The sequence below is a fragment of the Alteromonas sp. HB246098 genome, assembly GCF_054890645.1.
In genome coordinates this window covers 749357-762489 of record NZ_JBTZUG010000001.1, presented here as the reverse complement: position 1 = coordinate 762489, position 13133 = coordinate 749357, and the positions used below count along the sequence as shown (strand labels likewise).

Here is a 13133-nt window from a genome sequence, read left to right as displayed (position 1 = left end):
CATAGCTAAACGGTAAATTTAAAAAGTGTCTGTCCGATATCAGGCTTTTTGAGAAAAATTAAGTGTGTGTCCGCTTTTAGGCCCGCTTTCAACCATTAAAGGTTCACTGGTTTATTAGTTAGCCTGTAGGCTTTTACACCACTAATCGTGATTTGGAAATTGAATAACGATACGAGCGCCGCCAAGCGCGCTTTCTTTGATAAGCATTCTACCTTCGTAGATTGAGACTAGGTCTGTGGCTAAGGCCATTCCAATTCCGTGGCCTTCGGTGTAGGTGTCAAGACGAGTTCCTCGCTCTAGTAAAAGTACTTTTTTGTCGTCAGGAATACCTGGCCCGTCGTCTTCAACATTGATTGTGAGCCAACCCTCGCTCGTTTCTGCAGATATAACAATTCTATCCTGAGCCGCTTTGCATGCGTTGTCTAACAGATTACCGCAAAGCTCCATAAAATCTGTTTCGTCCCCTTTGAACTGGATATTGTCATCCATTTCGAATTCAATGGTTAAGCCTTTGTCTTGATAAACTTTGTCCATAGCATCAGCAAGTTTGTGCAATACTGGTAAAACATCAATAGCTTGTTGCCAACCAGATTTTCCTGCACTCGCTCTTTTCAGTTGGCGTTTAATAATTCTGTCAATTTGCTGAAGTGATTCCTTTACTTCGGTTGGTAAATTACTATTCCCCGAAGCTACTGCAAGTGGAGTTTTCAAGCTATGTGCTAGGTCACCTAAGCTGTTTTTGTATCTTGCTCTTTGCGCTGCTTCAGTTTGGAGCAATCCATTAATAGATTCTTTTAACGAGTCGAATTCAACAGGGTATCGCAATTCTAACTCACGCTTGTTACCGCTAGACGTTTGTGAAATTTCGTCAATTAGCTTTCTAACAGGTAGAAGAACTAAGCTTATGCCTATGATAATAAAGACTAAAAGCGCAATGCAGAGCGTGACTATCCATTGCCACGTTGTACTCAAAAAAGTATTCCGCTCAGCTTCAAAAAGTGCTTTGTTGTTAAATATATAAAACCTTACAGGCTCGAAATCTCTGCTTGATGCAAACTCGGCAGTAAAGGCATATACAAAAAATTGGGACTCTTCCTCAAATGTGGGTGTGTAGGATTCCAAGAACAGTTCGTTGCCTACGGCGACGTCTATTGCGGGAGGAGAGAAGGTATACTCAAGGGCAGAAGCTGATTGCCAAATCACTTCATCTCGAAATACGATAACGCCAAGATAGCCAGAGCCAGGCAGATTAAGCTGCTCTTCGTATAAAATTTCAGGCATATAAGGCATGTCGCCATCTAACTCAAAAGCAGATAACAGCCCTAAGTTCATCAACCTAAGTTCGCTCATTTTAGCTTGTGTAAGGCTATCGGTATAAGCTTCGTCCAAAATGACAACAGTGAAGGGTGCAAAAAGTGCAAGTAGAACTATCGCTAGAAAAATACTTCGCAAACGAAGCGACAATTGCCTCATAGACTTCTATTTATCCTGTAACCTCTACCCCGAAGTGTTTCGATTGGCTTCAATTCACCTGATGGGTCTAATTTTTTACGCAGTCTTCCTACAAAAACTTCAATGACATTGCTGTCCAAATCGAAATCTTGATCGTAAATATGTTCGGTTAACTCCGTTTTAGAGATGACCTTTTGCGGATTAAGCATAAGGTACTCCATCACTTTGTATTCGTACGCGGTTAAATCTAGGGCCTCACCGTTTAGCGATAGCTCTTCGCTTACTGTATCTAGCGAAATAGGGCCGAACTGAATGGTAGGGTTTGCTTGACCTGAAGCTCGTCGAATGAGGGCTTTTGTCCGAGCAAGTAGTTCTTCGTTGTGAAAAGGCTTAGTAAGATAGTCATCAGCCCCTGCATCAAGCCCTTCCACCTTTTCTTGCCAACGATCTCTCGCTGTTAGAATGAGTATGGGACATGCAATGTCAGCTTGGCGAGCTTTTCTTATAACCTCAAAGCCGTCAAGTTTTGGCATACCAATGTCGACGATAGCCAAGTCATAGCTATATTCTTTAATAAGAAAAAGCGCGTGTTCGCCGTTATCAGCTAAATCTACGCTGTAACCGTTTTGTTGAAGCAGTGCATCAAGTTGAGTTAATAATCTGCTGTCGTCTTCCGCTACCAAAATGCGCATGTTAGTCCTTATCTTTGCTTGTTTTTACCTTGCCGGAACGTTTGTCTACATCTACCGATACTACTCGTCCCGACTTTTTGAGGACTTTAACACGGTAGTTTTTTGAGGTTTTTTCAACTTTTAAAACGCGTCCATTTGCGGCAGTGCGAGCTCGCTCTGCAGCTTCGCTTTTTGATATATCGCTCCCAGAGCCTTGCAGCGCCATAGCAGGCGCTATGCTAGACGTGGCTAACACCAAACAAACTACTGCTACACGAAGCGATAATGTCATACAACCTCACAATTATTATCCCACTAAGGCCAAACTAAAGATAAGTATAAACTTGGTTAACTGAACCCATTCTGAACTAAGTTTAGTCTACCTCGCGGATTGATAACTGTATATAAGCCTTAAGTAAATTGCATTTACAAAATAGGGTGAAGAGTAGGGCATATAGTGCATGTTTTGGACAGACACGGAGAAAGTTAATTAGCAGCGTAAACAGGAGGCCAAAATTAGGAAGTAAAGTACAGGTATGGACAGACACTTTAATTGCGAATGTGCATAAGTGGCAGATTTGTAATTAAAGTGACTGTCCATAGTTGGTTAAAAAGCTTCTTGTAGGGACCACCATTGCCAAAGTTTAGGAGGTTATTTGCGTTTAAGGATATTGAGTAATCTTTACTTTGGCTTTGAAAAAGTGTCTGTCCACTGTATTTGTTTTTTGATAGAGCAGACGCGGTCATTGTACTTTTTGGGCGACTGTCCATCATCTTTATTCAAACATTTTAGAAATGAAATTGACTAGTGAGTGTCTGTCCGAACCCGTACTTACCTGAAGTCAGGTGGAAGCGACCATATCTCCTAGTTGTGTTTTTAGTAAAAAAATATCTTAGCTTCTATTTCTTTGGCATGCCATGTGCGAGACATAGACTTCAGGTAAACCAAAAGCTTGAAATAATGTGTTTGTTCACCTGCTCAAATAGTAGGGAACTGGACAGACATTTTATATTTAACAAGGAGGAACAATGTCTAGCGATATTAAGAAAACGATGTGGAAAGCGATGTCAGATAGTCCAAAGGTAATGGTAAGTCTGGTCGGTGAGGATATGCATGCTGAGCCAATGTATGCTCAACTTGACAAAGAAGCTGATAGCGAGTTTTGGTTCTACACGAGTCGCGACAACCGTATTGCTAAAGGTGGGAAAGCAATGGTTCATTTTGCATCTAAGGGGCACGATGTGTTTGCGTGCATTCGAGGCAATCTCACCGTTGAATCACGTAAAGAGGTGATTGATAAATATTGGTCTAATCCTGTAGAAGCATGGTTTGAAAAAGGTAAAGAGGACCCTTCACTATTAATGCTTCGTTTTGAGCTTATAGATGCGGAAGTGTGGGATGCCGATCCTTCACTCAAAGGGATGTTCAAAATGATGACGGGAAAAACGGTGAAGCCGAGAGAAATGGGTGAACATGAAAAGGTAGACCTGTAACCCCCATGTTTAGAGCCAGTGGCATGACGCAGCTTTGAAAAGCTAAGAAAACTGCTCAGTCAAACAAATGTCTGTCCACAATTTACTATTAGATTTAAGCTAGTTGGTGGCTAACTACTAAGTGACTGTCCACTATCGAGCGTGGCATAGCTACGAGTGACTGTCCAAAGTTAGCTTTCAAAGTAAGCAAAGTAAGTGCCTGTCCACTATTGCCACTATTGGCTATATCAAAGTAAATAAAAAAAGCCCCTGAAAACACAGAGTAACCCGGTTATCAGGGGCTTTCGCTATTTGTTTTTTACGACATAGCGTTTAGCTAAAAACTAAGGCAAAACTTTTTTGTAAGGTTTAACAACAACGTTTTCATAAACACCAGCCTCAATGTAGGGGTCGGCGTCTGCCCATGCTTGGGCGTCCTCTAATGAATCAAACTCTGCTACCACTAGCGAACCCGTGAAGCCAGCCGGACCTGGATCTGGGCTATCTACAGCAGGGAAGGGGCCTGCCATAACTAAACGGCCCGCATCTTTTAATGCATTCAGGCGTTCAAGGTGAGCAGGTCGCGCCGCTAGTCGTTTTTCTAGACTATCCACTACATCGGTTGCGCAAATCATATATAGCATACGTTTATCCTTTTGCCGTAGCTGCTTTCATGCTTTCAACAAAGCTGCCGAGCTCGCTTAGCATTTTGTGACTGTCCGATAAATTGGCAGCGATAATATTCACTGTCGCCGAGCCTGAAATTGCGCCAGCGGCACCTGCGTCAATAGCAGATTTAACCTGTTCCGGTGTAGAAATACCAAAGCCTAACAATGCTGGCGCTGCTTTGTGTTTGTTCAAGCGCTCAATAAGCTCTGAAGCAGGCACGTTTGCGGCAGTTTCTGCGCCAGTAACGCCCGCACGACCCAGCAAATACGTGTAACCTTTCGAGTATTCCCCGATTTTTTCCATGGTTTCGTCAGTAGCATTAGGTGGTGCAATCAGAATTTGTGAAATGCCAGTGGCTTCGGCTACTTTTTGAAAAGGTGCCGCTTCGCGAATAGGAACGTCAGCGACCAAGATTGAGTCAACGCCTGCCTCTTGCGCTTTATTGTAAAAATTTTCGATGCCTTGGGCCACTACTAAGTTGCTGTAAAGTAGTAAGCCGATAGGCACGTCTGGATATTTTGCGCGAACACGTGAAATAACACCCAAGCAATCTGCCACCGTCACTTTATTACTTAATGCGCGGATGGCCGAAGCTTGGATAGTAGGGCCGTCAGCGATGGGGTCAGAGTAAGGTATACCTAACTCAAGTGCGTCAGCACCGCTTTCTACCAGCTGACAAATAATGGCTTCAGATTGCGCTAAATCGGGGTCACCTACCATTACAAAAGGTACGAAAGCGCCTTGGTTCTTTTCATCAAGACCGGCGAACATTTGTGCATATCTATCCATTATAAATCGTCCCCTAAAATGTTGATAACGTGCGCTAAATCTTTGTCGCCACGACCTGATAAGTTAACTACGATGATGGTTTCTTCTTTCGCTTCATCTGCCATATTAAGTGCGTGCGCTAAGGCATGCGACGATTCAAGGGCAGGAATAATACCTTCTTTTCTTGCAAGCAATTGGAATGCGTTCAGCGCTTCTTCGTCTGTAGCGGCAACGTATTCCGCTCGGCCAATATCGTGAAGGTAAGCGTGCTGAGGGCCAACAGCAGGGTAGTCCAGACCAGCAGATACTGAGTAGCTCTCTTCAATCTGGCCTTCTTTGTCTTGCATGATGAAGGTGTAAGCGCCGTGAAGAATGCCTTTTGTACCCGTCACGATAGTTGCGCCGTGCTCTTTGGTGTGCACACCTTTACCCGCAGGCTCAACGCCAACTAGGCGCACAGAAGGCTCATCAATAAAGTCTGCAAACATACCGATAGCATTTGAGCCTCCGCCCACACATGCTACTACGGCGTCAGGTAAGCGACCTTCTTTTTCCATAATTTGTGCGCGAGTCTCTTCGCCAATCATGCGGTGATATTCACGAACAATAGTCGGGAACGGATGTGGGCCCGCGGCTGTGCCTAACAAATAGTGCGCTTTATCATAGTTTGCTGACCAGTCGCGCATTGCTTCGTTTACGGCATCTTTAAGGGTACCTGAGCCTGCGTTTACAGGAATAACCTCTGCGCCCATAAGCTTCATTCGGAACACGTTTGGCGCTTGACGCTCAACATCTTTCGCACCCATATAAATACGTGCCTTTAGCCCCAACAATGCACATGCTAACGCGGTGGCAACACCGTGTTGGCCTGCGCCAGTTTCGGCGATAACTTCTTTTTTACCCATTCGCTTAGTCAGCAGCGCTTGGCCTAACACCTGGTTAGTTTTGTGTGCACCACCGTGTAGTAGGTCTTCACGCTTTAGGTATAACTTCACCTTTGGGTTGCTTACCAGATTGCGAGTTAACGTCATTGACGTTGGGCGACCGGCGTAGTCTTTTAACAGAGATAAAAACTCTTCGTTAAATGTCGGGTCGTCCTTGGCATCCAAAAATGCTTTTTCCAGTTGGTCTAGTGCTGGAATAAGTAGTTCGGGCACGTACATGCCACCAAATTCACCAAATTTTGTATCTAACTGGTTCATTACGTTGTCCTGTATTTAAATTAGTAACGGCGGCAAATGGCAAAAAGCGCGTCGAGTTTTTCTTCGCTTTTCACGCCGGGTGCGGTTTCTACGCCTGAATTCACATCAATAGCACCACAGCCGGTTGCAATAGCTTCTGCAACATTCTGGGCGTTAATACCGCCAGCAAGCACTAACTTATGCTTCGCTTCGATATCGTTTAATAGCTGCCAATTGAACGCTTCGCCTGTACCGCCTTTGGCATCACCCACTTGGCAATCCAGAAGAACACGGCTTACAAGGCTATTATTTAAGTGTCTGTCCACCGCGTCTGGTAGTGCGCCAGAAGAGGTTGCTTTAACACCTTCTACTTTCCAAATTTCACAACCTTCTGGAATCTTGCCTGCAAGCGCTGAAATGTAGGTGTCATCTTCGCTGCCGTGAAGCTGCACGGCAAAAAGGTTAAGCGAGGCAGCGAGTGATGCCACTTTATCAATGTCGTGATTAACGAACACCCCAACAAAAGCACCGTCAACGCTCTGCGTTATGGTCAAAGCCTGTGCTTCGCTCACACAGCGTGGCGATTTTTCAGCGAAGATAAGCCCGCCAAAGCTTGCGCCTTTATCAAACGCCGTTTGTGCTTGTTCGGGGCTGGTAAGCCCACACACTTTAACTGCACCATTCACTAACGTTTTTACTGCGCGCGGTAGGTCAGACTCTGCCATTAACGCACTGCCCACCAAAAAACCTTGAGATACAGGCGCTAAACGAAGCACGTCTTGGTGTGTGTATATGCCCGACTCTGAAATAACCACGTAGTCGTGCGTGGCTGTTTCAAGCATGGGCACAAGGCGTTCGGTGGTCGCTAAATCGGTAGAAAGGTCGCGTAAGTTGCGATTATTGATACCAATGATGTTGGCTTCAAGGGCAATAGCACGCTCCATTTCTTCTTCATTACTTACTTCGGTAAGAATGTCTAATGACAGAGCATTGGCAACGCTTGCCAACTCGCGATATTCGTCATCATTCAGCACACTAAGCATTAATAGCACTGCGTCGGCATTATAGTGACGGGCTAGATACACTTGATAGGTATCAACGAAGAAATCTTTGTTAAGCACAGGCTGAGCAACACGCTCAGTAACATAAGCTAAGTACTCAAATTTACCTTGGAAGTACTTCTCGTCTGTCAGCACAGAAATACCGGCAGCATAAGGCGTGTAAGCCGCTAAGATCTCGTCTAAATCGAAATGCTCTCGAATAAGGCCTTTCGAAGGCGATGCTTTTTTGCATTCGAAGATAAAGCCTGCGTTTGGTTCACTAAGTGCGGCAAATAAACTCTTTTCGGAAGGAACTAGATTCGCCTTGAAGCTTTCTAGCGGCAGAGCTTCTTTGCGTGCGGCCACTTCTTCTCGTTTGTCTGCAACAATTTTCTCAAGCACATTAGCCATTCGTGCTTACCTCCTGAGTAATTTTGGCAACCTTCGTTAATAACTGCATGGGTAACCCTTCGGCCATAGCGTTCATCGCCATTTCAGCCCCTTCTTTGAAGGTTGAGGCTTTGCCGGTTACTTTCAACAGTGCCCCGCAGTTCATAGCGATAGCGGCACGGTGCGCCTCTTTACCTTCGCCGTTTAGCGCTGCTTCAACAAATTGTCTGTTTTCTTCAGGTTCACCGCCTTCAATCGCAGAAAGAGGATAATGAGGTAAACCGAAGTCTTCGGCGGTAACGGTAAGCTTGCGAATGTCGCCATGCTCAAGGTCGTAAATCATTGATTCGCCGTGAAGCGCCAGTTCATCCAAGCCATCGCCATGCACAATCATTGCGCGGTGTTGGCCAAGCAGCATAAGGGTTTTTGCGTAAGGTTCAAGCAGTTCAGGAGAGTATACGCCGAAAACGCCATGAGTTGGACCCGCCGGGTTTGCCAGCGGCCCCAATATATTAAACAAGGTTCTGGTCTTCATCGCAGCGCGCACGGGGGCTGCGTGGCGCATGCCTGCGTGATAAACCGGTGCAAAAAGAAATGTGAAATTTGCTTCATCTAAGCATTTACGGGATGTTTCTGGGCTTATTTCTAACTTCAGTCCAAACTGGCGAAACAAATCAGCAGAGCCAGACTTACTCGATACACTGCGATTACCGTGTTTCGCCACCTTCACGCCACAAGATGCGGCAACTACACCGGCTGCACTGGAAATATTAATGGTGTTGTGGCCATCTCCGCCTGTACCAACGATATCTGCAAACTCATAAGACGGTGTGGGAAAGGGCAGTGCATTTGCAACCATGGCACTCGCCGCACCCGCAATTTCACCGGGAGATTCTTTTTTCATTTTCAGCGCAGTCAGCACTGAAGCAATCATCACTTCGCTTTGCTCACCGTGCATGATGCTGTTAAACAAGCTGTATGCTTCGGTTTGCGACAGCGATTCGCGCAACATAATTTGTTCTAGTAGAGGGCCTGCGTTAAGCATGGTTCGCTCCCTGTAACGTTAAATAATCAATACTTTGCTTTAACAGCAAACTGCCGTGGGCTGTTAAAATAGATTCTGGGTGAAATTGGAAGCCCAACATGCGATCTTCGCTGTTGTAAACTGCCATTACGGCCTCACTGCCATCATCGTTTATTGTAGATGCGCACACAGTAAGGTTTTCAGGCAATGAATGTGCCACTAAAGAGTGGTAGCGTGCGACATGTAAGGGCTGCTGTAAGCCTTTGAACATGGCGTCTTCAGAATGGGTAATGGCAGAAGACTTGCCGTGCATAACTTGGCTAGCGCGACCTACGGTGCCGCCGTAATGCTCAACAATAGCTTGATGGCCTAAACAAATACCAATTACGGGGAACACGCCGTGTACTTTTTTAAGTAGCTCAGGCATACAGCCAGCTTCACTTGGTGCGCCTGGGCCTGGCGACAGCATAAGAAGCACTGGGCCTTTCGTTGCTTGTTCCTGCATTCTTTCAAACAAAGCATTTGCTGAAACCGTGTTGCGATAGACCTTAATGTCTAGATTTAAGGTGCGCAGTTCATCCACAAGGTTGTAGGTAAATGAATCTACATTGTCGAGCAAAAATAGGGTGGTCACTTGCTGATTCATGCGTTGCCTCCTTCATTTAATGCAACGTTGATACTTTCAGCTTCTTCCTGTAGCGCTGCTTTTACTGCACCAATTACCGCTTGCGCCTTAGCGCGGGTTTCATCAGCTTCAGCTTGTGGAACCGAGTCATATACTACACCTGCACCCGCTTGAATATAAGCCGTGCCGTTTTTCACAAACGCTGAGCGAATGACTATACAAGTGTCCATATCGCCTTGACCATTCAAGTAGCCAACCGCGCCGCCATAACTGCCGCGGCGTTTTTTCTCTACTTCGCGAATTAACGTCGCTGCGCTTACTTTTGGTGCGCCAACCAGGGTGCCCATGTTCATGCAGGCTTGATAAGCGTGCAGCGGATCTAAGTCGTCACGTAGCTGGCCAACCACGCGCGATACCAAGTGCATCACGTGTGAGTAACGGTCAACTTTTAGCAAGTCTTTCACATAGCGCGTACCTGGGCGACTCACTTTTGCCACATCGTTTCGGGCAAGGTCAACCAGCATAATGTGCTCAGACTTTTCTTTGGTGTCTTCGCGAAGGTTAAGCTCAATACGGCTGTCTAAATCTCTGTCGATACTGCCATCAGGGCGCTTGCCGCGTGGACGGGTACCGGCAATCGGGTAGATTTCTACCTGATTGCTTTCTCTTTCGTATTTAAGCGCTGATTCGGGAGAGGCGCCAAATATGCTGAAAGCGGCATCTTGCATGTAAAACATGTAAGGGCTTGGGTTTGATTCTTTAAGTTTAGCGTAAGCAAGTAGCGGCGACGGGCAGGGGAGAGAGAATGTGCGCGAGGGCACAACCTGAAAAATGTCACCGGCTAAAATGTGCTGTTTTAAGTCCAGCACATGGTTGCAAAACTGTTCATCACTTAAATTAACACTAACTTCAACGCTTGGGTCAAAAGAAGAAAGTGACTGTCCGTTTTCGGTTTCGTTTGAGTTTTCTGAGTCGGAAACGAGTGACTGTCCACTTTGTGCTTCACTTTCTACATCATTAATCTTTGCTGTATTTACACCTACTAACACAGGCTTGGCAGGCATATCGTGTAGCTGCTGATGAATGGCTTCTAAGCGCTGAGCAATGGCAAAGTATTGCTGTGCAACGTCTTGTCCGCTAAAAACACTGCCGATTAAATGTGTCTCGCGGGTTTGGTGGTCAACGGTAATTAAAGTTTCTGCCAGGTAAAACACAAAGTCTGGACAGTCATTTTCACCTTCTGCAACATCAGGTAGCTTTTCAAAGCCTGCTAGCATGTCGTAGGCAAATACCCCGCCTAAAAATATAGCGTGTGGATGTTGGCGAATAGGCGTTATTTTATTAATAACAATGCGAAGTGCGTCCATCACGCTTGCGGCCTTTAAACGACTATCTTCATCAAGCTCGCCGTCAGCTTCATCGCATAGCAAAGTAATTGAAGTGTCTGTCCTTTCTTTAACATGCAAGCCGTCGGGGGCATGATTGGCAAATAAAGGCAGTACTGAAGCACCGTTGCCGGTCAGTGCTTTCACTTCAACGCGGTTGCCCCGACATTCCATGCGCAGCGCTGCGTCAACCATTAATAAGCTTTGTAAGTCGTCTTTAGAATCAATTTCTGCCGACTCTAAAAGCAGTGCGTTATTTTTATTTCCACAAAGGTGGGCAAACGCGGCAAGTGGGTCATCTACGTAGTGCCCGACTTGCTCAATTGTCTCTACCTTACCTGGGGAAATCCCCAGTTCCGCTAAACTCATTTTTGCTACTCTCCAACTGCAAAAAGATAAAAAAAAGGCCCGTATAAACGGGCCTTTATGTGTATTCATTCACGCACCACAGTGCACACCGCCCGTTAAGTTAGGGAGTGCCACCACCAAGCTGCAACTGTCATTGCTGTTGAAATATTGTATGAATGCATGAATTACTCGTTGTTTTTCCAAACTTCAATAGGATTTGAAGCGGTTAGTACGTATACTTTGTGTATATAGAAGAAAACAAATTGCCCTTTGTGTCAACCTAAAATTTGCATAAGACATTGAAAATAGATCTACATAGCCACACAAAATTTTCTGATGGTCATTTAACGCCAGAAGAATTAATCCTTCGCGCGCACACTATGCAGGTGGATGCGCTTGCCGTTACCGACCACGATACCGTAGCCGGTTTGGAAGAAGCACACGCTACTCAATCAAAGCAAAAACGTGCATTAACTATTATTGATGGTGTTGAAATTTCCACCACTTGGCACAGTTTCGATATCCATATAGTTGGATTAAATGTGGACAGACACTGCCCAACGTTTCTTGAAAGGCTGCAAGGTCAATCGGAAACTCGTGAAGCCCGGGCTGAAAAAATTGCTGATAAGCTCGAAAAGTGTGGGTTTGAAGGTGTTCTAACGCGAGCAAAAGCGCTAGCGGGCGTTGGCCAGGTGACACGGGCGCACTTTGCGCGCGTATTAGTAAACAACTACGGTGTGCCCAGTATGGACGCCGCGTTTAAAAAGTATTTAGGAAAAGGGAAACGAGCTGCAGTTAAAGCAGAGTGGCCAAGTATCGAAACGGCTATCGAGTGGATCCACGATGCAGGTGGACAAGCTGTACTGGCTCATCCTGCTCATTATGATATGACAGCGAAGTGGCTACGGCGCTTGGTGGCCTTGTTCGAACAAGCCGGTGGCGACGCCATTGAAACTGCATTCCCAGGTATTAATAAAACCAAACAAGAGCTTATTAATGAGCTTGCGCAAACCCATCAGTTACTAGCATCGGCGGGCTCTGATTTTCACTTTCCGTCTCGTTGGACTGAGCTGGGTAAGAATTTAGGCATTAGCACTAAGCTCACACCCGTTTGGCATAATTGGAAACAATTTGAAGGGCTGACGGCTGAAAGCTAAGAAAATCTAATTTGCCAAGCTCTGGGTATAAATCGGTGATGTAACGCAAATGGTTTACGGACGGTTGAAGAGCGCTATTGCTTATTAAAATGCCGAGAGTTGGCTAGTAAAAAGCCTAAAAGCGATTTTTACCAACAAGTTTAATCAACGAGTGTAACCAACGAGCTTAACCAGCAAGCTCAACAAGTGGACAGTCACTTAACCTATTGGCAAAGTAGTATCATCGACCTGTGCTAGCAAGAAAAGGAAGTATTTATGAGTCAATTTTTCTACGTTCACCCAGATAACCCGCAAAAACGCCTTATTAGCCAGGCTTGTGAGTTAATTCGAGAGGGTGCAGTGGTGGTGTATCCGACAGACTCAGGCTATGCCATAGGCTGCCAAATGGAAGATAAAAAGGCGCTTGAGCAGTTGTGTCGTATTCGTCAAATCGATAAAGATCACAACTTTACATTAATGTGCCGAGACATGTCTGAGCTATCAATTTACGCAAAGGTAGACAACACGGCGTTCAGACAAATTAAGAACAACACGCCAGGGCGTTACACCTTCGTGTTGAAAGCGACCCGCGAAGTACCAAAGCGTTTGCAAAACCCTAAACGTAAAACCATTGGAATTCGCGTGCCCGATAACGCCATTGCACTTGCATTATTGGAGGAGCTGGGCGAGCCATTGATGTCTACGTCTTTGATTTTGCCAGGCAATACCATGGCTGAATCAGACCCGGATGTCATTCGTGACAACTTAGAAAAGCAAGTTGGGCTTATTATTCACGGTGGTTACATTGGTGAGCAGCCCACTACCGTGGTTGATTTGTCGGAAGACACGCCAGTAATTGTGCGACATGGCACGGGCGATCCGTCTCCCTTTGAGTAACTTTCGTTTTCCTGTTTTTTGAACAGGTTGTTGTAAATAGCCTATTTTAACTAGCTTCTTTTGCTTGTTGTGGG

The 13133-nt window shown here is 45.5% G+C and carries 13 protein-coding genes; 3 read left to right on the top strand and 10 right to left on the bottom strand.

Annotated features, from left to right (window positions below):
* Positions 1-141: 141 nt before the first annotated feature.
* Genes ACYTPF_RS03205 through ACYTPF_RS03195 form a run of 3 tightly spaced genes read right to left on the bottom strand, consistent with a single transcriptional unit; the run spans position 142 to position 2415 of the window.
* The gene (locus ACYTPF_RS03205) at positions 142-1473 is read right to left on the bottom strand and encodes an ATP-binding protein (protein ID WP_461851191.1); all 1332 of its coding nucleotides are present in this window, start codon (positions 1471-1473) and stop codon (positions 142-144) included.
* On the bottom strand, positions 1470-2144 hold the full coding sequence (locus ACYTPF_RS03200) for a response regulator transcription factor (RefSeq protein WP_118489726.1): 675 nt from the start codon (positions 2142-2144) through the stop codon (positions 1470-1472). The genes ACYTPF_RS03205 and ACYTPF_RS03200 overlap by 4 nt, the downstream gene beginning before the upstream one ends.
* 1 nt (position 2145) lies before the next feature.
* Positions 2146-2415, bottom strand: a complete 270-nt coding sequence (locus ACYTPF_RS03195) for a PepSY domain-containing protein (RefSeq protein ID WP_461851190.1) — start codon at positions 2413-2415, stop codon at positions 2146-2148.
* A gap of 737 nt (positions 2416-3152) precedes the next feature.
* Between ACYTPF_RS03195 and ACYTPF_RS03190 the strand changes: the two genes are divergently transcribed.
* Positions 3153-3617 carry a pyridoxamine 5'-phosphate oxidase family protein gene (locus tag ACYTPF_RS03190; protein ID WP_461851189.1) on the top strand — a complete coding sequence of 155 codons (465 nt, stop codon included), beginning with the start codon at positions 3153-3155 and terminating at the stop codon, positions 3615-3617.
* 323 nt (positions 3618-3940) lie between these two features.
* Here ACYTPF_RS03190 and ACYTPF_RS03185 read toward each other — a convergent pair whose 3' ends face one another.
* The 7 genes from ACYTPF_RS03185 to ACYTPF_RS03155 are packed head-to-tail and all read right to left on the bottom strand — an operon-like array spanning position 3941 to position 11047.
* Positions 3941-4240 (bottom strand): YciI family protein, encoded by a 300-nt coding sequence (locus tag ACYTPF_RS03185; RefSeq protein ID WP_461851188.1) that lies wholly within the window; start codon positions 4238-4240, stop codon positions 3941-3943.
* A gap of 4 nt (positions 4241-4244) precedes the next feature.
* Positions 4245-5054, bottom strand: coding sequence for a tryptophan synthase subunit alpha (trpA, locus tag ACYTPF_RS03180; protein ID WP_461851187.1), 810 nt, complete (start codon positions 5052-5054; stop codon positions 4245-4247).
* Positions 5054-6235 carry a tryptophan synthase subunit beta gene (gene trpB / locus ACYTPF_RS03175; RefSeq protein WP_461851186.1) on the bottom strand — a complete coding sequence of 394 codons (1182 nt, stop codon included), beginning with the start codon at positions 6233-6235 and terminating at the stop codon, positions 5054-5056. Before trpB ends, trpA begins: the two co-directional genes overlap by 1 nt.
* Positions 6236-6255: 20 nt before the next feature.
* The gene (gene trpCF, locus ACYTPF_RS03170; protein WP_461851185.1) at positions 6256-7665 is read right to left on the bottom strand and encodes a bifunctional indole-3-glycerol-phosphate synthase TrpC/phosphoribosylanthranilate isomerase TrpF; all 1410 of its coding nucleotides are present in this window, start codon (positions 7663-7665) and stop codon (positions 6256-6258) included.
* On the bottom strand, positions 7658-8689 hold the full coding sequence (gene trpD, locus ACYTPF_RS03165) for an anthranilate phosphoribosyltransferase (protein WP_461851184.1): 1032 nt from the start codon (positions 8687-8689) through the stop codon (positions 7658-7660). Before trpD ends, trpCF begins: the two co-directional genes overlap by 8 nt.
* The gene (locus tag ACYTPF_RS03160; protein WP_101563971.1) at positions 8682-9314 is read right to left on the bottom strand and encodes an aminodeoxychorismate/anthranilate synthase component II; all 633 of its coding nucleotides are present in this window, start codon (positions 9312-9314) and stop codon (positions 8682-8684) included. Before ACYTPF_RS03160 ends, trpD begins: the two co-directional genes overlap by 8 nt.
* Positions 9311-11047, bottom strand: coding sequence for an anthranilate synthase component 1 (locus tag ACYTPF_RS03155; protein ID WP_461851183.1), 1737 nt, complete (start codon positions 11045-11047; stop codon positions 9311-9313). Before ACYTPF_RS03155 ends, ACYTPF_RS03160 begins: the two co-directional genes overlap by 4 nt.
* Positions 11048-11325: 278 nt before the next feature.
* Here ACYTPF_RS03155 and ACYTPF_RS03150 point away from each other — a divergent pair, with 278 nt between their 5' ends.
* Together ACYTPF_RS03150 and ACYTPF_RS03145 are read left to right on the top strand one after the other, a co-directional pair.
* Positions 11326-12183, top strand: a complete 858-nt coding sequence (locus ACYTPF_RS03150; RefSeq protein WP_461851182.1) for a PHP domain-containing protein — start codon at positions 11326-11328, stop codon at positions 12181-12183.
* Between the two features lie 255 nt (positions 12184-12438).
* Entirely contained in the window at positions 12439-13059 is a 621-nt protein-coding gene (locus tag ACYTPF_RS03145) for an L-threonylcarbamoyladenylate synthase (RefSeq protein WP_014948946.1), read from the top strand.
* Positions 13060-13133 lie beyond the last annotated feature (74 nt).